The organism is Desulfosporosinus sp. OT, assembly GCF_000224515.1.
Lineage (GTDB): Bacteria > Bacillota > Desulfitobacteriia > Desulfitobacteriales > Desulfitobacteriaceae > Desulfosporosinus.
The window spans coordinates 36,471-55,951 of record NZ_AGAF01000164.1 but is presented as its reverse complement, the minus strand read 5'-3'; the positions used below and the strand labels follow the sequence as shown (position 1 = coordinate 55,951).

At 44.1% G+C, this 19,481-nt stretch carries 17 protein-coding genes; 15 read left to right on the top strand and 2 right to left on the bottom strand.

What is annotated here, in order from left to right; genetic code table 11:
- The first annotated feature begins 1 nt into the window (after nucleotide 1).
- Genes DOT_RS15010 through DOT_RS14985 form a run of 6 tightly spaced genes read left to right on the top strand, consistent with a single transcriptional unit; the run spans nucleotide 2 to nucleotide 6,724 of the window.
- The gene (locus tag DOT_RS15010) at nucleotides 2-1,285 is read left to right on the top strand and encodes an FtsW/RodA/SpoVE family cell cycle protein (protein ID WP_040412343.1); all 1,284 of its coding nucleotides are present in this window, start codon (nucleotides 2-4) and stop codon (nucleotides 1,283-1,285) included.
- Nucleotides 1,285-2,700 carry a penicillin-binding transpeptidase domain-containing protein gene (locus tag DOT_RS15005; protein WP_009620375.1) on the top strand — a complete coding sequence of 472 codons (1,416 nt, stop codon included), beginning with the start codon at nucleotides 1,285-1,287 and terminating at the stop codon, nucleotides 2,698-2,700. Before DOT_RS15010 ends, DOT_RS15005 begins: the two co-directional genes overlap by 1 nt.
- On the top strand, nucleotides 2,700-4,436 hold the full coding sequence (gene pknB, locus DOT_RS15000) for a Stk1 family PASTA domain-containing Ser/Thr kinase (RefSeq protein WP_009620374.1): 1,737 nt from the start codon (nucleotides 2,700-2,702) through the stop codon (nucleotides 4,434-4,436). The genes DOT_RS15005 and pknB overlap by 1 nt, the downstream gene beginning before the upstream one ends.
- A gap of 51 nt (nucleotides 4,437-4,487) precedes the next feature.
- The gene (gene rsgA, locus DOT_RS14995) at nucleotides 4,488-5,375 is read left to right on the top strand and encodes a ribosome small subunit-dependent GTPase A (protein WP_009620373.1); all 888 of its coding nucleotides are present in this window, start codon (nucleotides 4,488-4,490) and stop codon (nucleotides 5,373-5,375) included.
- Nucleotide 5,376: 1 nt separating this feature from the next.
- Nucleotides 5,377-6,048, top strand: coding sequence for a ribulose-phosphate 3-epimerase (gene rpe / locus DOT_RS14990; RefSeq protein ID WP_009620372.1), 672 nt, complete (start codon nucleotides 5,377-5,379; stop codon nucleotides 6,046-6,048).
- 37 nt (nucleotides 6,049-6,085) lie between these two features.
- Nucleotides 6,086-6,724: a thiamine diphosphokinase gene (locus DOT_RS14985; protein WP_009620371.1), complete on the top strand. Its 639-nt coding sequence runs from the start codon at nucleotides 6,086-6,088 to the stop codon at nucleotides 6,722-6,724.
- A 139-nt stretch (nucleotides 6,725-6,863) separates the two neighbouring features.
- On the opposite strand, the gene DOT_RS30520 is transcribed toward DOT_RS14985, so the two are convergent.
- Nucleotides 6,864-7,010, bottom strand: coding sequence for a hypothetical protein (locus tag DOT_RS30520; RefSeq protein ID WP_157998466.1), 147 nt, complete (start codon nucleotides 7,008-7,010; stop codon nucleotides 6,864-6,866).
- Between the two features lie 97 nt (nucleotides 7,011-7,107).
- On the opposite strand from DOT_RS30520, the gene hslO reads away from it, so the two are divergent.
- Entirely contained in the window at nucleotides 7,108-7,983 is an 876-nt protein-coding gene (gene hslO, locus DOT_RS14980) for an Hsp33 family molecular chaperone HslO (protein ID WP_009620370.1), read from the top strand.
- Nucleotides 7,984-8,242: 259 nt separating this feature from the next.
- Here the strand turns inward: hslO and rpmB are convergent, their stop codons facing one another.
- Nucleotides 8,243-8,434 carry a 50S ribosomal protein L28 gene (gene rpmB / locus DOT_RS14975; RefSeq protein WP_040412341.1) on the bottom strand — a complete coding sequence of 64 codons (192 nt, stop codon included), beginning with the start codon at nucleotides 8,432-8,434 and terminating at the stop codon, nucleotides 8,243-8,245.
- A gap of 180 nt (nucleotides 8,435-8,614) precedes the next feature.
- Between rpmB and DOT_RS14970 the strand changes: the two genes are divergently transcribed.
- From DOT_RS14970 to DOT_RS14935, 8 genes are all read left to right on the top strand, one after another.
- A complete protein-coding gene (locus DOT_RS14970; RefSeq protein WP_009620369.1) occupies nucleotides 8,615-8,971 on the top strand; it encodes an Asp23/Gls24 family envelope stress response protein in 357 nt (118 codons plus the stop codon).
- Nucleotides 8,972-8,997: 26 nt separating this feature from the next.
- Complete coding sequence (locus DOT_RS14965; RefSeq protein WP_192807819.1) at nucleotides 8,998-10,698, top strand: DAK2 domain-containing protein; 1,701 nt, start codon at nucleotides 8,998-9,000, stop codon at nucleotides 10,696-10,698.
- 51 nt (nucleotides 10,699-10,749) lie between these two features.
- On the top strand, nucleotides 10,750-11,421 hold the full coding sequence (gene sdaAB / locus DOT_RS14960; protein WP_009620366.1) for an L-serine ammonia-lyase, iron-sulfur-dependent subunit beta: 672 nt from the start codon (nucleotides 10,750-10,752) through the stop codon (nucleotides 11,419-11,421).
- A 12-nt stretch (nucleotides 11,422-11,433) separates the two neighbouring features.
- Nucleotides 11,434-12,297 (top strand): L-serine ammonia-lyase, iron-sulfur-dependent, subunit alpha, encoded by an 864-nt coding sequence (gene sdaAA / locus DOT_RS14955; protein WP_009620364.1) that lies wholly within the window; start codon nucleotides 11,434-11,436, stop codon nucleotides 12,295-12,297.
- Nucleotides 12,294-14,813, top strand: coding sequence for an ATP-dependent DNA helicase RecG (recG, locus tag DOT_RS14950; protein ID WP_009620362.1), 2,520 nt, complete (start codon nucleotides 12,294-12,296; stop codon nucleotides 14,811-14,813). Before sdaAA ends, recG begins: the two co-directional genes overlap by 4 nt.
- 336 nt (nucleotides 14,814-15,149) lie before the next feature.
- A complete protein-coding gene (locus DOT_RS14945; RefSeq protein ID WP_009620360.1) occupies nucleotides 15,150-16,415 on the top strand; it encodes a PAS domain S-box protein in 1,266 nt (421 codons plus the stop codon).
- A 59-nt stretch (nucleotides 16,416-16,474) separates the two neighbouring features.
- Nucleotides 16,475-19,132 (top strand): PocR ligand-binding domain-containing protein, encoded by a 2,658-nt coding sequence (locus tag DOT_RS14940; RefSeq protein WP_009620358.1) that lies wholly within the window; start codon nucleotides 16,475-16,477, stop codon nucleotides 19,130-19,132.
- Nucleotides 19,133-19,304: 172 nt separating this feature from the next.
- Nucleotides 19,305-19,433 carry a small, acid-soluble spore protein, alpha/beta type gene (locus tag DOT_RS14935; RefSeq protein ID WP_009620355.1) on the top strand — a complete coding sequence of 43 codons (129 nt, stop codon included), beginning with the start codon at nucleotides 19,305-19,307 and terminating at the stop codon, nucleotides 19,431-19,433.
- Nucleotides 19,434-19,481: the final 48 nt, after the last annotated feature.

Genomic DNA, 19,481 nt, shown 5'->3' with positions numbered 1-19,481 from the left:
GATGATTCAACGTTTAACCTCGCGCAGTTTAATTTTAGGAATGATGTGGATAGGGCTTGGCCTGCTTAAATGGGGAGGCGTGAAAAACCAGCTTCTCTGGCAAGCGTTAGTTTTTACTGCCATAGTTCTGATGGGGAGCTTGATGGAGCAAGTTTTCCATTACCAAGGAGATCCCTATATTCTGCCTGCGGTTCAAGCCATTATGGCCTTGGGGCTTGTATTTGTGGTTCGAATTAGTCCGGAAATCGCATTGCGTCAATTTTGGTGGGCTAATATTGGGCTTCTACTCTTCTACGCGGTTTTATGGATGATCCGAGATTATCGACAGTTAGGAAAGTTTAGATACCTCTGGGGGCTATTAGCAGTTGGCTTGTTGTTGGTGACTCTGCTGTTTGGTTCCGCGGCTGGTGGAGCTAAAAGTTGGCTTCACCTGGGGGGAATTGGAATTGAACCGGAGGAATTTGTTAAACTAGCCTTGCTTTTATTCATGGCAACCTACTTGGAAGAGAATGAAGAATTGTTGCGGGTAGGAACTGTACAATGGGGTAGATTCTCATTACCTGACTCGCGGACTTTAGGTCCATTTATAATCATGGTAGCTTTTGTGCTTGGAATTCTAGCTGCCCAAAAGAGCTTGGGGACGGCATTGGTGTTTTATATGCTCTTTGTGCTCATGCTTTATGTGGTGACGGAAAGGTCTCTTTATTTGGGAATATCCCTACCGATTTTTCTGCTGACAGGAACTTTAGGCTATATGCTCTTTAGGCACGTACGAGTCCGGGTTATGGTGTGGATGAATCCTTGGCAAGATCCTACCGGTGGAGGCTACCAAATTGCCCAATCTCTGTTTGCTATTGGGGGAGGAAAAATCTTGGGGACTGGATTAGGCAACGGAATCGGAGCATCAACTGTCCCTGCGGCCAGCACTGACTTTATCTTTTCAGTTATCGCTGAAGAACTTGGCTTTGCAGGAGCCATGGCCGTATTAGTCCTCTTTCTCATTGTTGTCATGAGAGCCTTTGCGGTAAGCTTGAGAGCCAAAGATCGGTTTGGGCAAATCTTAGCCGCTGGAATTGGAATTCTCCTAGGAACAGAAACCTTAATTATTCTGGCTGGGGTCACTAAACTACTTCCTTTAACGGGCATACCACTTCCCTGGGTAAGTTATGGTGGAAGTTCTCTCATTGTTCACTTTATCTTGCTAGGGGTGTTGTTGAATATCTCAAATGCCACTGCGGTAAGTTATCGCAGCACCAAGAATAAGGGAAGGGAGTATGCAACATAATGCGAGGGGTACGTCGAGTAGCACTTGGTATGGCCTTTAGCTTTTTCATTCTAAGTCTCGGTTTAGTTTATTGGCAGGTTGTTCAGGCAGATACTCTGTTAAAGAACAACGCTAATCGCCGCTTAATTCTTATGGAAAGCCGTGTAACTCGGGGAGGAATTTTTGATCGTAACGGCGAAATTATAGCACAAACTAAAGTTTCTAAGGATAAGAAGGTACGTGAGTACCCGCAAGGAGAAATGTTTGAGCCGTTAATCGGCTATTCTACTGTGCAACTTGGTGCTTCCGGCCTTGAAGGCAACTCGGCAGATTGGTTGCTGGGAATTAAAGATGCAACAACTACTCAAGCAGTTCAACAGCTCTTTGCACTTCCTCGTCAAGGGGATGATGTGGTGCTCACCTTGGATTCACGTTTACAAAGCATCGCTTATAACGCGCTCAAAGGGAAAATGGGGGCTGCTGTAGCCATCGATCCTCGGACAGGAGAAGTGTTGGCGTTGGTGAGTCAACCTAGTTTCGACCCCACAAACCTAGAACAGGACTGGAAAGACATCATTAGTCGCACGCAGGATAGGCCACTTGAAAATCATGCTTTTTCTCTTTTCCCGCCGGGGTCAATCATGAAGGTGGTCACGTCTGCCGCCTTGTTCCGAGGTGGGATAAATACGACGGATCTTTATGATAGTACAGGTTCGGCAATTATTAATGGACAAGTCATTAACGAACAAAACGGTAGGGCATTTGGCTGGGTTAACTATAATATGGCTTTAGCTGATTCCTGTAACGCATACTTTGCGACGTTTGGGGTACAGGCAGGAGATAAAAATTTTCTTACCGCGGTTAAAGGTTTCGGTTTTGGACAGAAAATCCCCTTTGAACTTAATGTCCCAACAAGCTCAATTACTAAGGCCGAGAAAATTCCTGAGAATTTGACAACAAATCTTCTGGCTGCCAGTGCTTTTGGTCAAGGCGAGGTTCTAGTCTCACCATTTCATATGGCGTTGATAACGGCTGGTATCGCCAACCATGGGGTCATTATGGCTCCACATCTCGTGGAACGTGTCTTAGACCCCGCCCAGACGGTTGTCTATGAACAGAAACCACAGCCTTGGCTGACTGCCCTAACTAAAGAAGAAGCAGATAAAATCACAAGTGCAATGGTAACCGCCGTGACCGATGGGACGGCTGCTCCAGGGGCATTACCCAATGTTCAAGTTGCAGCGAAAACAGGTTCAGCAGAACCAGGAGGAAACGTCTTGACTCATGCCTGGTATATTGCCTTTGCACCCGCTGAAGCTCCACAGATTGCGGTAGCCGTTCTCGTGGAACATGGTGGAACCGGAGGAGGGGCGGCTGCTCCGATTGCCCGACAAATTATTCAAGAAGCTTTGAGCCAGAAAGTAGGTGAAAAATAGTGAGTAAAATCTTCGGGGGACGATACGAAGTCTTGGAGCGAATCGGTGCTGGTGGTATGGCAATTGTTTATAAGGCCAAGGATATTCTCCTTAACCGTGTTGTGACGATCAAGGTGCTCCGGGAGCAGTTTGTCACAGATGAAGACTTTATTCGCCGTTTTCGGAGGGAAGCCCAATCTGCAGCGAGTTTATCCCATCCCAATATCGTCTCAGTTTATGATGTGGGCAAAGATGGTGATACTGAGTATATTGTCATGGAATATGTAGAAGGTCGTAATCTCAAAGAAATCATCCGCGAGTATGCCCCTCTGTCTACAGATCAATCCATTAACTTGGGGCTGCAAATTATAGAAGCCATTAAAAATGCCCATGAGCACCATATTATTCATCGAGATATTAAGCCACACAACATCTTAGTGACGGTAGATGGGCATGCTAAGGTCACAGACTTCGGGATTGCTCGGGCAGTATCTTCGGCAACGGTAACTCATACGGGGGATATCATAGGTTCGGTTCACTATTTATCCCCTGAACAAGCAAAGGGTCTGCAAAGTAATGAGCAATCAGACATTTACTCATTGGGGATTATTCTCTACGAATTGATTACTGGTAAAGTCCCCTATGACGGTGAAACGCCGATTACTATTGCGCTTAAGCATCTTCAGGAGCAGCCGGTCTTACCAAGTAAGATAAATCCGCGGATCGAAAGGGAATTCGAAGCTGTTATTATGCGAGCAATCGCTAAGTCGCCTGAACAACGATATCTGTCGGCCAAAGATCTGCTGGAAGATCTGAAACATATCCAAGCTGGTCGGCCAATTACGCAAATGGAAACCTCTCCGACAGATGACCCGGAAGCGACTCAGACGCATAAAGGGATGGGCAAAGTTCTGGCGCCGATCACGGTGAAAAATTCAATGGAGAAAAACCCTGTATTGAAAGACTCTCCACTCACTAAACTCAAAAAAATGAAACGTTTGAGTTGGATTATGAGTGGACTTATCTTAGCATTTCTCTTGCTTATTGGATGGATGGGATGGAGTTATATTAGGGTAGAAACAACCAAGGTTCCTGATGTAATCGGCAAGACAGTACCTATAGCACAGGACTTTTTAGCACAAGCCAACCTAAAGCTCAGTCCGGATGTTGATTATGAGTATAATGATGACGTCGAGAAAGATCGTATTGTTGATCAGGATCCTAAAGGGGACGCAACAGTTAAGGTTGACAGAGCAATAAAAATTGTGGTCAGCAAAGGCCCGGATGTGGCGATATTTCCTAATGTTTCTACTGGGCAAATGTCTAAGCTCGATGCGGCGAACCTTATTGCTAAGGCTGGATTTACTGCAAACATAGATTACGACTCCAAACCTAGTTCGATTGTACCTAAAGATTATGTTTCCGGACAAGATCCTGCAGCAGATGCTACATGGCCGAAAGACGGTCCTATTAAGTTAACTATAAGTGAAGGACCGGAGCTGATTCCGATCTATATGCCAAATGTGATTGGTAAGACATCCGCTGACGCTACTAAAATACTTAGTGATGATAATAAATTGGTTGTTCGAGCGGAAACCCAGGATTCTACGACTTTCCCGACAGGCGTCGTGATGAGTACAACTCCCAATCCGGGAGAAGCCGTTAAACAGGGTGATACAGTTACGATGATTGTTTCGCGTGGCCCTGGACCTGTTGCCTATGGAAGTGAAGCCAATGTAACTCTCGCTCAACGTTAAGTATTAAACTAAAATGATCATCACCTACAAGATGGTAAGTAAGGAGTATATATGATCGTAGGAGTCTTACTTAAAGGATATAGTGGATTTTATTATGTCTTTGCGGAGGACCGAGTATGGGAGTGTTCCCTGCGCGGTCGCTTTCGTGTTAAGGACCAAGACTTTTTGCCGGGAGACCGAGTGAGAATTTTACCGGAAGAGGGGGACAAGGCGACGATTGAAGCAGTAGAGCCGCGGCGCAACGCTTTGAGCCGGCCTGTGATTGCTAATGTAGATCAGGCTCTTTTGGTTTTTGCCATGACGTCTCCTAAGCCGGATCTTAATCTTCTGGATCGCTTGTTGATCCAGGTGACGGAAGCTGGTATTGAGCCTATTATAGTTTTTACCAAATTAGATAAATATGAAGCCGCCTTAACTACTGGTGCCGAGGAACCGTCAATTACGGATGTATACCGCCAAATAGGATATACTGTGTTCGAAGTCTCAAATGAAACAGGTCAGGGAATTGAGGAAGTAAGAGCCCAGTTGGTGGACAAGGTTAGTGTGCTAGCAGGGCCTTCTGGTGCTGGAAAATCTAGTCTCTTTAATGCCTTATCTCCCGGAAAAAAACTCAAGACAGGGGAAATTAGCTTAAAGTCTAAGCGAGGCCGCCACACCACACGTCATGTGGAATTAATGGTCTGTGCTGGTGGGCTGGTGGCGGACACACCAGGATTCTCTTCCCTTTTCTTGCCTCCTATGAAACGCGCGGAGTTAGCAGGCTGTTTTCCGGAATTTATCGACCGCCGCAGCAGTTGTCGTTTCAACAGTTGCCTTCATGATAAAGAACCTAACTGTGCTATTAAAGCAGCCTTAGAAAACGGAGAAATTTCGGCTGGTCGTTATGAACACTACCTAATATTTTTACAAGAAGTAATTGAAGCTGAGAGGAGATATTAATGTGATTCAAATTGCCCCTTCTATTTTGTCTGCCGATTTTTCTCGTTTAGGAGAACAGGTGCGTTTAGTTGAGGATGCTGGCGCGGAAGTCTTACATATTGATGTTATGGATGGGCACTTTGTCCCTAATCTAACGTTTGGTCCGGCTTTGGTTAAATCTCTAAGGGCTCATTCACGTATGCGTTTTGATGTTCATCTGATGGTTGAAGAACCGGAGCGTTTCATTGCTGATTTTGCCGCTGCTGGTGCTGATCATCTCACATTTCATTTAGAGACGACTCTCCATGTGCACCGTGTGATTCAACAGATCAAAGAGCAGGGGATGACTGCTGGAATTGCTCTCAATCCCGCGACGCCGTTGGATGGTATTAAATATATTCTGGAAGACTTAGATATGGTGCTGTTGATGACCGTCAACCCCGGATTTGGGGGCCAAAAATTTATACCAAATGTTATTCCAAAGATTAAGGTCCTTCACAGCCATCTTGAACAGACAGGGTCCGCTTGTCTTATTGAAGTGGATGGGGGAATTAATCTAGAAACGGCACCGGTGGTTACGAAGGCCGGAGCTCATATTTTAGTTGCCGGGGCTGCTGTTTTTGCTCAGCCTGAACCAAACCAAGCAGTGGAAAAGCTTCTTCAAGCAGCGAAGTCTGTAGATTCGTCTAGCTAATGCTAAACATCTAGTCTTAGGATATGAAGGGCAAGTTATGAAAATTGCAGTATTAGCCAATGGTGCATGGGATTTAGCTTGGGGGCAACAGGTCCTCAGTGATGTTGATTTTTTGATATGTGCAGATGGAGGGGCGAACTATGCGGTTCTCTCTGGATGTAGGCCTAACCTTCTTATTGGGGATCTAGATTCAATTTTACCGGAGAATTTAAAGCAATGTGCAAATGCAGGGTGCGAGATTGAACGTTACCCTCGCGAAAAGGATGAAACGGATCTTGAATTAGCGCTAAAACGTGCTGAGGAGCAGGCCCGTTTTGTTGGTCAAACGGATATTTGGTTGTATGGGGCGACAGGAAAACGAATTGATCATTTCTTGGGAAACGTAGCGCTTATGCTCGCTTACGCTAAGAAGGGGTACCGAATTCGCTTGGTCGATCCTGAACATGAGATGTGGATTCTTCAAGGTCGTGAACTGATAAGGGGGGCACTTGGGCGGGAAATCTCCTTGATTACTTTGTCGGAGAAGGCGATTGTCACGACTGAGGGGTTATGCTATCCGCTTGGGCATGATGTTTTATATCAGGCCTCTCCGCGTGGCGTGAGTAATGTTTTCCTCGCAGAGGAGGCTGTGATACAGGTTCACGAGGGTTGGGTGCTCGTCGTTTTGCCCAAATAAATTCTAAGCTGGGAAGGGTGTTAAATTGCTCCGTTCACCCACAGCGCCGTCGCTATCACGCTGATTACGAAGCGAGCGTGGCAAACCTCTGGGTTGTTCTGCATGTGTGTCGCTCTTTGCCATCCTTGGCACCGCGACATCAGTCCATCACGGCACCTCGCCATCCATGGCGGTGCTCTAACCTCAAACGTCCTGTTTGAGTCATGGACAAGTCCCGCTGCCACGCAGCGCGCTTCGTAATATAAGCGTGATTGACGCGACTCTGCTGAATGGGTTCTCTCCGCAAATTAACACCCTCCTGGAGTTGAGTACCAATTTGAGCAGGAAACGACTTAGGCTGGGGACGATAATAAATATATGATGATGATAAAAGGAAGACGATTATGCAACATGATGAACTTTGGATTGGAACGATGCTGGAGGGGAAGGCTCGTTGGGTCGCGGTAAGGACGACGGATACCGTTGAAGAGGCTCGCAGGCGCCACGGGATGTCACCAGTTGCTACGGCGGCGTTAGGCCGCTTGATGACTGGAGCACTTATTTTGGCTAGCTCTCTCAAGGGAGAAGAGAGTATTACCTTGCGGTTATTAGGAGACGGTCCTTTAGAGGGGGTTGTTGCCGTGGGAAATGCGCAGGGTAACGTTCGGGGTTATGTTAGGGAACCTAGGGTGGATTTGCCGTTAAAGGCTACGGGGAAACTTGATGTGGCAACGGCGGTCGGACATGGCGAGTTGGCTGTCAGTCGAAGTTTACAGAATGGTGAAGTCTATACAGGAATGGTTCCGTTGGTTAGCGGCGAAATTGCAGAGGATCTTGTGCATTATTTGTTGACATCGGAACAGATACCTTCAGCTATGCTTCTCGGGGTGTTGGTGGAAAAAGATTATCATGTTGCTGGGGCGGCAGGGTTTTTGATCCAACCGTTGCCAGGAGCGACTGAGGAGGATATCCAAGCAATTGAAAGGCTGCTCGAGCAGTTACAGGTAGGAATTAGTGAACTAGTAGCTCAGAGCCTAGGTATGGAAGAATTACTAGATCATTTGATGGGAGAACTCCCTTATCATGTTTTGGAACGCCGAGCAGTTGGATTTTCTTGTACTTGCTCAAAGGCTCGTCTAAGTGATACGTTGGTTTCTTTAGGTGAAAAAGAAATAGCAAACCTAATCTCAGATGGGAAAGCTGAGCTGGTTTGCCATTTTTGCAATGAAAATTATTTATTTAATAAGGACGAACTTCAACAGATTTGGGAGAGGGCGTGATATTGCTCCGCTCACCCACGGCGCCGTCGCTACCCTGCTTGATTACTCGGCGAGAACAGCAAACCTCTGGGCTGTTCTGGATGTAAACCCATGCCGTTCTGACGCCGAATAATCTAAGCATGGTTAAACGCGACTCTGCCTAAAGGGTTCGCTCTGCAAAATCACACCCTCCGGGCTGGGAACGAATAAAAGTGTGATTTTAGGACTAGAAATGTGGGGGAAATGAAAAAAGTCCGACAGATGTCGAACTTTTGATTCATTAGCTAGCGCGCTGAACTTTGCCGGAACGTAAGCATCTGGTGCAAACTTTGATCCGGGCGGGAGCCCCGTTCACAATTGCATGAACGCGTTGCAAGTTTGGTTTCCAAGTTCGTTTTGTTCGTATATGTGAGTGGCTGACTTGAAATCCAGTGACTACTCCTTTGGCGCATATCGCACAAACATTAGCCATGCTCTAAATCCTCCTTTGCAACCGAAATGACACTTATATATTCTATCAAAAGTCTTGCGTGTTGGCAAGGTGTACTTCATGAATTTCTCGATGCGGGGGGAAGACCTATTTGAACATTTTCTTTATAATTGATAGAATAGGGTCAGTGTGGGTGATACCGAAAGGGGAGGTTTCTTTTTAATGGGAAAAGAAATTATAAATAGCTTAGGAAAGATTGATATTTCTGAAGAAGTCATATCGACAATTGCTGGTGCTACGGCAGTTGAATGTTATGGCTTGGTAGGTATGGCTTCGCGCAAAATCACGGATGGATTTGTAGATTTACTTGGGCGGGAAAATTTAGGCCGTGGTGTTGTGGTTTCGATTCAAGACAACGAGGTCATTATTGACCTGTATATCGTTGTTGGATATGGTGTTAAAATTTCTGAAGTTGCCGCCAATGTAATGGAGCGCGTCCGTTATACTACAGAGAAGCTTACAGGATTAACCGTGTCCCAAGTAAATGTGAATGTTCAAGATGTTCGCATTTTAGAGTAGTGTAAAAAGATTAGGGGGATATGGTTTTGAGACCAGGGGCAGACACAATTAGTGTTCTCAATGGAGTACTATGGAAACAAATGATGGTGGCTGGTGCGCAGGCCTTGGAACAAAAAAAGCAAGCGGTTGATGCTCTAAACGTTTTTCCAGTGCCCGATGGTGATACAGGAACGAACATGTTTTTGACCATTCAATCGGCAGTTAGGGATTCAGAGAGAGTATCCAACCTTTCAATCAGTGAAGTGGCAAGTGCAGCTTCGATGGGCTCCCTAATGGGAGCTCGCGGAAATTCAGGGGTTATTCTTTCTCAGCTCTTACGGGGAATTGCCAAGGGTTTTGAAGGATTGCAAATGGCAAACCCTCTTCAAGTGGCGCAGGCTTTGCAAGCAGGTGTTGATACTGCGTACAAAGCGGTTATGAAACCTGTTGAGGGTACAATCCTGACGGTTTCAAGAGAAACAGCTCGGGGTGCGTTGACTAGAGCCAAGGGGGGAGGATCACTTCTCGATACCCTCCTCGAAGGTCAACGCAAAGGCTTAGAGGCCCTCTCAAAAACCCCGGATTTGTTGCCAGCCTTGAAACAGGCGGGTGTTGTAGATGCTGGGGGACAGGGTTTCCTGATCATATTAAGTGGTTGGATCACTGTTTTAACTGGAGAAGCAATCAATCCTAATACGCTAGTCGAAGTGGGAGAAAAGCCGACTTCGTTTGAGCACAGACACACTGAAATTCAACGGAAATTCGAGCAAATTGAAAATCTGGACTATCCCTATTGCACTGAATTTTTAGTTAAGGGAACTGATTTGCGCGTTGAGCAGATGCGACAGGATTTAAACGACCGCGGAGAGAGTTTGTTGGTTGTCGGGACACCTGAAGTGGTAAAAATTCATGTGCACGTTAGAAATCCCGGTAAAATTTTAGATTATGCTATCCAGTGGGGTTCGCTCCATGAAGTTCAAATTCATAACATGCTTGAGCAAAATGAAAATATGGCTCACGCGATGAAAACCGAATCAAACGATTCACTACAAGGGCCGATGAATGTTAACAATGCAGGTCAAATGCTGAAAGATTATGGTATCGTTGTTGTTGCAATGGGACAAGGAATTGCGGATGTATTTACTAGCTTGGGTGCAGATGAAGTAGTGTATGGCGGTCAAACTATGAATCCCAGTACAGAAGACCTGGCGGAAGCTGTTCGTAAAGTTCCAGCGCGTCAAATTTTTATTTTACCCAATAATGGAAATATCGTGATGGCTGCCAGTCAAGTTAAAGAGGTTGTACAAGATCGTGAAGTCTATGTGATATCCAGCAAATCGATTCCTCAAGGGATTTCTGCTCTACTGAATTTTAATTCAGAAGGGGATGTGGAGGCGAACATCCAAACTATGAGCAGAGGCCTGAGTGCCGTTTATTCTGGAGAGGTGACTTATGCAGTTCGCGATTCCCAGTATGGGACTTTAAAGATATCTGAGGGAGATATCTTGGGGTTGGTAGAAGATACGATTGTCACTTCAGGCCAAACACTATTTGAAGTTGCAAAGGCAACATTGGAGGAAATGGATTGGCAAACGCATGATTTGGTTACCATCTTCTATGGTGAAGAAACAAAAGAAGAAGAGGTTGAACAACTTGAAAATTGGCTTGGTGAGGTTAAACCGAGTGTTGAAGTAGAGGTTCATCCGGGTAGGCAACCGCTCTATTATTATATTTTTGGTGTAGAATAGGTTATCCTCCGGAAATTTTTCCGGGGGTTTTTTTATATAGGGGGGTATATCGTGGGTAAGGGCAATGTCTTTGATCTTCTTGGACCGATCATGGTTGGTCCGTCTAGTTCACACACCGCCGGTGCGGTTCGTTTGGGTGCCATGGCCAGAAAGATATTGGGCGAAGAACCTATCAGAGGAACAATTATTTTGCATGGCTCTTTTGCAACAACTGGGAAGGGGCATGGGACAAACTTAGCGTTAGTTGCGGGGCTTTTAGGCATGGCCCCGGATGACGAACGAATTTCAGAGGCCCCCGAGATTGCTAAGGAACGTGGTCTGGGTTTTGTTTTTGAAACAGCGGACCTGGGAGATATCCATCCGAACAGTGTGAAATTTAATTTATTAGGTAAGAATGGGTGTAATGTTCAGGTTCTTGGGTCGTCTATCGGGGGAGGAACAATTGTCATTCGAGAGATCAATGATTTTCAGGTGGAGATCAGGGGAGACTATCCCACCTTAGTTATCCTGCATCAGGATCTGCCAGGGGTCGTGGCCCAAGTGACGCTCCTCCTGGCGACTGCCCAGATCAACATTGCGCATATGTGGGTATCCCGCGAAAAGAAGGGAGCGCAAGCCTTAATGGTTTTGGAAACGGATCAGTTAATTGACGATTCAGTTCTTGGTTTATTGCGGAAACTACCCAGGATCTATCAGGCCTTAGCTATTGAGCCGTTGGAATAGGAGGAGTTAATTATGCGTGCCTACGAAGACTGGGTCATCGAGGCTGAAGCTAGAGGAGTTAAAATAAGTCAAGTCGTATGCCAAAACCAGATGGAAGAATTAGAACAATCGGAGCAAGCTCTTTTTCAGCGTATGAGCAAGAACTTAAGGGTTATGCGAGAATCCGTTGAAGCAGGTCTTAGCGGCGAGCGTCGTTCTTTATCTGGTTTGGTAGGGGGAGATGCAGCGAAAGTCGAGGCCAGGTGGAAAAAGGGGGAGAGCCTGACCGGCGGGCTAATGAGTAGTGCAATTGCCAGAGCTTTGGCAGTGGCCGAAGTTAACGCTTGTATGGGGAAAATTGTTGCTGCACCGACCGCGGGTTCCTGTGGGGTACTTCCTGCTGTTCTTTTGACGGTTGAGAAGGCTCTTGAAGTAGTAGAGCATGATCTTGTACTTGCTCTATTTACTGCTGCAGGATTAGGAATGATCATTGCAGAACGAGCGAGTGTTTCTGGCGCTGAGAGTGGATGTCAGGCCGAAATAGGATCTGCAGCGGCAATGGCTGCGGCGGCGGCAGTGGAATTAGCCGGAGGCTCGCCTAGCCAGACGGCGGACGCTGCAGCCATTGCTATGAAATCGATGCTGGGTTTAGTCTGTGACCCTGTGGCAGGGCTGGTGGAGGTTCCCTGTGTCAAACGAAATGCAACGGGAGCCTCGATCGCTTTGGTAGCTGCTGAGATGGCTCTTTCAGGAGTGAAGAGTGCAATTCCGATTGATGAGGTTATCGATACTATGGGTTTAATAGGTAAACAAATGCCTTGTGCTTTAAAAGAAACTGCGCAAGGTGGCCTTGCAGTGACGCCGACGGGACGACGAATTCAGGCTGATTTTTTATGAAGCTTACTCAGATGCAACTCGTTTTGAATAATTTCCGGAGAGCTCTGTTAGCAGAAGAAAAGCAAGGATTTACGAATACTGGAGTCTTGGGGGGATTTAACAGTTTCTTACGAGGAATCCTTCCCAGACTTGAACAGCTATTTCCTGGTAATGATATGGAGCTTTTGAGACAATTGGCTCAGAATTATTCAACATGGAGTCCGCTGCGACGAAGAGAAGCCTTTTCGGAACTGCGCCGGTTTATGCAAGAAGTGACGTCTGAAGCTGCCGATTGTTTGCCGCAAAGTGTACCCCTAATCGAGGATTTGAGTATACCTGAGAAACAGGAGATATCGGATAAACGGAAAAACACAAATAATGGAGGAGTAAATGAAAATCGAGGAGCCGAAGAAGCCCAAGAAAACAAAGAGATACATAAAGATCATCTAATTCAGGAAAAAGACAGGCAAGAAATACTCATAAAAGGGGTGTCGAAAAGGTTAAATACTGTTTCCGAGCGATCGAGGCCCTTACAATACTTAAGAGGGGTTGGTCCAGAAAGAGCCAAGCAACTTGAAAAGCTAGGGATTCATAACGTATTTGATTTGCTCCTTTATTATCCCCGCAGGTATGAAGATCGCCGCAAGCGCTTAATTGCGGAGTTAAAAGATGGAGAAACGGCAACAATTGCCGGAGAAGTCGTGGCAGGTCAGGTAATGAATGGAAAATTGAAAGTGGTTAAATTAAGTATTCAGCAGCAAGGGCGCTTGTTTCAGGCAACATGGTTTAACCAAATTCACATTCTTAAGCAATATCCAGTAGGAACTCAAGTCGTTGTAACGGGAAAGGTGCGTTGGCAGCAACAGGTACCAGAAGTGTTGGCAACAGATATTGAAAAGGAGAATGTCAGTCAAGTAGATGTCCCTGATCGTGGGTTGCAAACGATTCTCCCGGTTTATTCAGAAACCGCACGCTTATCCTCAAAAGTAATACGTAACTTAATTAATAGTGTTTTGGATCAAGTAGATTCGTGTTTTCAAGAGATTATTCCCCAGGAAGAACTACAGGAATGGATGGGGCGGACTCAAGCCCATCGAGAAATTCACTTTCCGGTTAATTACACCAGTCTGTCCCAAGCAAGGGAGCGCCTAGTTTGGGAAGAAGTTCTCTTTTTGCAATTGGCAGTCGCTGGACTTCGCCAAGGTATGGTGCGACTTGAAAGTCCGGTGCTATCGGGAGGGGAGGAACAGATCCGACGGTTTTATAAAGCTTTGCCCTTTCGACTAACAACGGCTCAACAACGAGTAATTAGTGAAATATTTCAAGATCTCGCTCGACCTCATGGAATGGCTCGCTTAGTCCAAGGGGATGTCGGATCCGGTAAGACGGCGGTTGCCATGGCAGCGCTGTTACGTGCGGTGGGGTCAGGTTACCAGGGGGCAATGATGGCTCCTACGGAAATTTTAGCGTTACAGCACCTTCAAGCGCTGGAAAAAGCGTTTACTCCTCTGGGAATTACGGTTGTTTGTTTATTGGGTAGTCAGGGCAAAAGTGTGAGGGAGGAAACATTGGCCCAGATAGCGGATGGTCGGGCACAAGTTATAGTAGGAACACATGCCCTTATTCAAGAAACGGTGGTATTTAAGGCTTTAGGACTTGCTGTTACCGATGAACAACATCGTTTTGGTGTCCGGCAGCGTTCACTTCTTCAAGGCAAAGGCGAAAATCCTCACGTTTTGGTCCTCACTGCGACCCCAATTCCACGGACGCTGGCCTTGACACTCTACGGCGATTTGCAGCTCTCTGTACTTAATGAGATGCCTGCTGGGCGAAAGCCTATTATTACTCGTAAATTGACGGAACGTGCCCGCTCGAAGATGGAAACATTTCTCGAAGAGCAAATCAATCTTGGAAGGCAGATTTTTGTTGTTTGTCCTTTAGTGGAAGAATCAGAAACGCTTGATCTTATTTCAGCGACCCAGAGAGCCACAGATCTCCAGCTTAGGTTTCCTAAGTGTCGTGTTGCCCTTCTGCACGGAAGAATGAAGGGGGCCGAAAAAGAAGCGATTATGACAGCGTTTCACGACGGGGAAATTGATATTCTGGTTGCAACGACCGTGGTTGAAGTCGGAGTAAACGTTCCAAATGCCTCTGTTATGGTCATTGAAGCGGCAGAACGTTTTGGCCTCGCCCAATTGCACCAACTCAGAGGGCGGGTTGGTCGAGGGAATGAACAGTCTTACTGTCTTTTGTTGTCAGGAAACAAAAACAGTCGTCGTTTAGATATTCTATGTCAAACAGAAGATGGGTTTAAAATTGCCGAAGAAGATATGCGTCTGCGCGGAACGGGGGAAATCTTAGGGACGCGGCAACACGGTTTAGCTCAACTGAATCTTACGGATCTTTCTCAAGACGGGCATTTGGTGGAAAAGGCATATCAGATGGCGCAGAAAGTATTACAGAATCCGGAAAAGTATGAATTGCTTTTTCAGGAAGTTCAGCGAACATTCCCGCCGGAAAAAATAGGCGTTCATTAGGGAGAAAGCACGAAAAAACAAGAGCCAGGAAAATATTTCGGCGCTCTTGTTTTTTCGTGCTTACGATAAGTATTTAAAGTAATTACTCGGAATAATGTATTTTTGATCGAAAAATTAAGAAAATATCTTGTCAAACATTAAAGGAATAAATAGGTTGATGTTGAAACAATAGTACTAAATAACTAGATATTGAATATTCAGTTATTTAGAATTAATATTATATGGAACTGTCATTTAACTTGTGATAATATAAAAACACAAAAAAGCTAATACAGATAAAATACATAGGGATCACTTTTTAGTGTGTTGAGAAATTCATTGAAGGGGTTTGGATCTATGTTGGAAAAAAACCAAAAACACAATATTTCGGCCGATTTCATGTTCGATAGCTGGAAAAAAGAATATACTCATAAGTTGAAGTTCCATGAGTTTTCGTCAATCCAAGCATCTCAAACATCGAAGGAAACTAGCGATTTATTGAACCTTTCCGATGAGGTCAACGGCATTAGTGGAAAACGAATCAGAGTTCATGAAAATTTAGCTGCCCAAGCATCCAATGCCCTTAAAGGAGCGAAAAGGCGGCGACGGCTTGCAAATTACCGAATGTTATTTGAACATTCGTGTGACAGCTTCCTATTTATAGATTTAAAAGGTCACATTTTAGAAGCTAATCTGGCGGCCATGAAGGTTTATGGTTACACACATGAAGAATTATGCACTATGAAAATTCAAGATCTCAGAGCTGAGAAAACCATGGACCTAATCGACATGCAACTGCAAGCCGCTTATAATAGTGGAATAATCTTTGAAACTTGCCACGTGAGAAAAGATGGAGAACATTTTCCAGTAGAAGTAAGTTCACATCAAGTTGTAGTCAAACTTGAAAAAATACTATTAAGCGTTGTACGAGATATAACTGAACGAAAGCATTTGGAAAAAGAGTTAGTAAAAACAGAGAGTATCAATGCAATCGGGAAGGTTGCATCTGGCCTGGCACATGAAATTAGAAATCCTATTACTAGTGTCCACGGATTTCTTCAACTTGCCGCTAGTCAGAGAATGGATCAGATAAGGTTTGCTGAAAATTGCAATTTAATGCTCCAAGATCTTGAGCGTGCTAATTCAGTAATAACTGAGCTAATCTTAGTTTCCAATGAAAAGGGAATGGAATTAAAATTTTGGAATCTCAATCAACTTTTATTTTCTTTGCTTCCTACAATTCAGACTATAGCGAAATCCCAGGATAAAACAGTGGAAATTTTCCTTGAAGAAACTCGAGGAATCTCTTTGGATGCCATCGAGATTAAGAAACTGGTCCTTAACTTAGTCAATAATGCTCTTGAGTCAATGTTACCAGGTGGTAAAGTCACTCTGAGGACCCAGATGATGGAGGACGCTCTGGTTTTATCCATTACGGATAATGGTTCTGGAATAAACCCGGAAATCCAAGACAAACTAGGAATCCCATTTTTCACAACTAAAGATACAGGGACCGGCCTGGGTTTGGTTATTTGTAATAGTATTGCAACTCGGCACAATGCCACGTTGAGCATTGAAAGTAACCAATTTGGCACCACAGTACAGATAAGATTTAAGGGTTGACCTACTGCAACATCAAGTTCCTGCATCTCAAATGAATGAAAGGTAGGGTGTAATTGGATATGGGCGAAACGTTTTGCTCTGAAAATCCTAAAATTACAGAATATAGGTTCTCTAAGCTCTTTGATTTGAAAGAAATTCAAAAACTTCAGGATTCATTTTCTGTTGCCATGGGTGTTGCCTCACTCATCACAGAGCCTGACGGAACCCCAATAACTACACCCAGTGGTTTCTGTAGTTTATGTAACGAAATACGAAAAACGGAAATAGGTCTAAATAATTGCTTGATTTCAGATTCGGTTATTGGAAGTTCAACAAAGGATGGACCTAAAATCCAGAGATGCTTAAGTGGTGGTTTGTTGGATGGGGGAGCCAGTATTATTGTTGAGGGGCGGCATATTGCAAATTGGTTGATTGGGCAAGTCCTCGATGAAAATTATAAAGTAGATGATTTAATAAACTACGCAGATGTCATTGGGGTACAGCGCAATATTTATAAAGACGAATTAAATAAGGTTAAGCGCATGACTAGGATGCAATTTGAAAATGTTTGTAATTTCCTTTTTCTGAATGCCCAACAGCTCTCCAAGTATTCTGTAAAGAATTTTGAGTTAACTCGAGAAATAAAGAAAAAGACGCTGGACGAATTAGAGATTAAGAACTTAAACCGAGAACTTGAAATAAGGGTCAAGCGCAGAACGACACAACTTGAAGAGATCAATGCTGAGTTAGAAGAAACCAATGCGATGTTAGAAGAGACCAATGCTGAGCTTGAAGAAACCAATGCGATGCTGGAAGAGGAAATCACCAAACGTCTAAAAGCTGAAGAAGAAATAAAGAAACTAAATGAAGAATTGGAAAGCAAGGTTATAGAGCGGACAAATCAGCTACAAGACATAAACACAATGCTTGAAGAAGAGATCATTGAGAAAATACGGGCAGAAGATGAATTGCAAAAAGAAAGAGTATTTACAGATGCGATATTTAATAGTGCACCGGGCATGATTTACCTCTATGACGAAAGTAGTAAATTGGTGAGATGGAACAATAATCACATAGAGATGACAGGCTATTCTTCTGAAGAACTCGCTTGCATAAGTTTATTAGACTGGTATAAAGGAGATACGGCTAGTCAGACAGCTGTAATAGAAGGTATTAAGAGGGCTAACAATAATGGATTTGGGGATGCCGAGGCGAATTTGCAGAAGAAAGATGGTACGAAAATACCGATGTATTTCACTGCCAGTCCAGTAACAATCGAAGGCAAACAATATTTTGCTGGAATAGGAACTGACATTACCGAGCAAAAAAGGATGCAGGAACGGCTAGAAAAATATCGAATTCTTGCTGAAAAAGCTAACGATGCTATGCTATTCCTAGATAAGGAAGGAAATATTCTCGAAGCCAATGACGCTGCGCTAAGAATCTATGGTTATTCTTCTCAAGAATTTTCAGCAATGACTATTTTTGATTTAAGGCATCTGAACAAAGCGTCCTACATAACTATGCAGATGGAAACGGCAGATAAAGAAGGAATTATTTTTGAAACAGTGCATTATTTAAAAGATGGCACGCCTATTAATGTCGAAGTGAGTTCACAAGGGACTTTCATAGGAGCTAAAAGGGTACTCCTCAGTATTGTGAGAAATATTACCGACCGCAAAAAGAAAGAAAATGAAAACCTGTACTTAAGTTATCACGATGTCTTAACAGGACTTTATAACCGAAGATTCTATGAAGAAGAAATTAAACGCTTAGACACGGAAAGAAATCTTCCTATTTCCATAATTATAGGAGATGTAAATGGGCTAAAACTGGCCAACGATGCTTTTGGCCATAATGCCGGTGATGAACTGTTGCAAAAAGCAGCAGACGCTATTCAAAATGCGTGCAGAGCTGAGGACTTGGTTGCTCGCTGGGGTGGTGACGAGTTCGTTCTTCTTCTGCCAAAAACTAAAATTGAAGAAGCAGAGGAAATTGTTAAAAGAATCAAGGAGCTTTATGCCAACGTATATGTTAATGCTATTCGTCTCAGTATTTCATTTGGTTGGGATACGAAGAGAGACACTGATGAAGATATTCTCAAAGTCCTCAAGAGTGCCGAGGACTATATGTATAAACATAAATTCATTGAAAGTGAAGGTATGAGGGGGAATATAATCAGCACAATCATTAATACCCTGCATGAAAAGAATCCAAGAGAGGAACAACATTCTCAAAGAGTAAGTGAAATATGTCAGAATATCGGCAAAGCAATGGGTTTTTCTCAAATTAAAATAAGCAAACTCAAAGTAGTGGGTCTCCTTCATGATATCGGAAAAATTGCTATTGAAGAAAGGATACTTAATAAACCAGGAAAACTTACCGAGCAGGAACGAGACGAAATAAAGCGGCATCCTGATATTGGTTATAGAATACTAAGTTCATCTTATGAGATGTTAGAATTAGCAGATTGTGTATTGGCACATCACGAACGATGGGATGGTACGGGTTACCCAAAAGGTTTGAAAGGTGAAGCTATCCCCAAGATAGCTAGGATTATTGCTCTTGCAGACAGTTATGATGCCATGACCAGTGAGCGATCATACCGAAATGCTTTGAGTGAAGAAGAAGCACTTGCAGAAATACGAAATAATGCTGGTACCCAATTTGATCCTGTTATCGCAAAGATATTTATTGAAAAGGTCTTAGGTAAGCGCTGGGGAGAAAACAAGGTATAATTTTTCTTGCCCTTAAAATGAAACTGAATACTTAAATTTCTGGGATGATTTGCCGGGTATGCGTGAACTCAAATAGTCCAATAATAAAACCAGACTGAATCACAGATCTTATAAAATGCAGCAGCGAAGAAGGTCTGCTGCTTACACAAATAATTCTAAGGAGGTGTAAGCTTTGACTGAATCCAAAAAAACAATGGTCCAACTGACACCCGAATTAGAAAAGTTCAAGTATGAAGTCGCGCAAGAAATTGGGATTGCTAATCGGAAACACAAAAGTTTTCCCAATTCGCCACAACAATAATCTGTAAAGAAATGGGTCAAGTAGGTGTAAAACCGACTTGACCCATTT

Excerpts from the sequence above, each read along its gene's own strand:
- DOT_RS15010 (WP_040412343.1), top strand. The coding sequence starts at position 2 with ATGATTCAACGTTTAACCTCGCGCAGTTTAATTTTAGGAATGATGTGG.
- DOT_RS15005 (WP_009620375.1), top strand. The coding sequence starts at position 1,285 with ATGCGAGGGGTACGTCGAGTAGCACTTGGTATGGCCTTTAGCTTTTTC.
- rsgA (WP_009620373.1), top strand. The coding sequence starts at position 4,488 with ATGATCGTAGGAGTCTTACTTAAAGGATATAGTGGATTTTATTATGTC.
- DOT_RS14985 (WP_009620371.1), top strand. The coding sequence starts at position 6,086 with ATGAAAATTGCAGTATTAGCCAATGGTGCATGGGATTTAGCTTGGGGG.
- hslO (WP_009620370.1), top strand. The coding sequence starts at position 7,108 with ATGCAACATGATGAACTTTGGATTGGAACGATGCTGGAGGGGAAGGCT.
- rpmB (WP_040412341.1), bottom strand. The coding sequence starts at position 8,434 with ATGGCTAATGTTTGTGCGATATGCGCCAAAGGAGTAGTCACTGGATTT.
- DOT_RS14970 (WP_009620369.1), top strand. The coding sequence starts at position 8,615 with ATGGGAAAAGAAATTATAAATAGCTTAGGAAAGATTGATATTTCTGAA.
- sdaAA (WP_009620364.1), top strand. The coding sequence starts at position 11,434 with ATGCGTGCCTACGAAGACTGGGTCATCGAGGCTGAAGCTAGAGGAGTT.
- recG (WP_009620362.1), top strand. The coding sequence starts at position 12,294 with ATGAAGCTTACTCAGATGCAACTCGTTTTGAATAATTTCCGGAGAGCT.
- DOT_RS14945 (WP_009620360.1), top strand. The coding sequence starts at position 15,150 with ATGTTGGAAAAAAACCAAAAACACAATATTTCGGCCGATTTCATGTTC.
- DOT_RS14940 (WP_009620358.1), top strand. The coding sequence starts at position 16,475 with ATGGGCGAAACGTTTTGCTCTGAAAATCCTAAAATTACAGAATATAGG.